This window comes from Arthrobacter sp. H35-D1, from assembly GCF_030063185.1.
Classification (GTDB): Bacteria; Actinomycetota; Actinomycetes; order Actinomycetales; family Micrococcaceae; genus Specibacter.
The window spans coordinates 1-539 of the sequence record NZ_JASISP010000086.1 but is presented as its reverse complement, the minus strand read 5'-3'; the positions used below and the strand labels follow the sequence as shown (position 1 = coordinate 539).

General features: G+C 63.6%; 2 protein-coding genes. Both read left to right on the top strand.

All coding sequences use genetic code 11. The features are described 5' to 3' along the window. The first annotated feature begins 25 nt into the window (after positions 1-25). On the top strand, positions 26-256 hold the full coding sequence (locus QMG25_RS20715) for a hypothetical protein (RefSeq protein ID WP_502866467.1): 231 nt from the start codon (positions 26-28) through the stop codon (positions 254-256). Beyond that, a complete protein-coding gene (locus tag QMG25_RS20710) occupies positions 148-459 on the top strand; it encodes a hypothetical protein (protein ID WP_502866468.1) in 312 nt (103 codons plus the stop codon). The genes QMG25_RS20715 and QMG25_RS20710 overlap by 109 nt, the downstream gene beginning before the upstream one ends. Positions 460-539 lie beyond the last annotated feature (80 nt).

Below are 539 nucleotides of genomic sequence, written 5' to 3'. Positions count from 1 at the left end.
CCTGGTCGGGTGCTCGGCCCCGACGGTGACGAAGTGGCGCTCACGGTTTCTGCAGCACCGCTTGGATGGGCTCAGCGATGATCCACGCCCGGGGCGACCGGCAACGATCACTGCGCCGAGCAGGTCGACGATATCGTCGTCGCCACCTTGGAAAGCACTCCGGAAAACGCGACCCATTGGTCCCGGGCCAAGATGGCCGAACGCGCCGGATTGTCAAAGTCCACCATCGGGCGGGTCTGGAAGGCTTTTGGCCTGACGCCCCACCGCACCGACAGGTTCAAACTTTCCAATGACCCGTTCTTCGTGGAGAAGGTCTACGACATCGTGGGCCTGTACCTGAACCCGCCCGAATCCGCGGTGGTCCTCAGCGTCGACGAGGAAACCCAGGTCCAGGCCCTGTCCCGGTCACAGTCGGCTTTCGGCGATGATGCCGGGCATGCCCGAGAAGCGGACCCATGACTATGCACGGCATGGCACCACAAGCCTGTTCGCGGCAATGAACGTCTCTGATGGGACCGTGATCGCCTCCACCTGCCGCT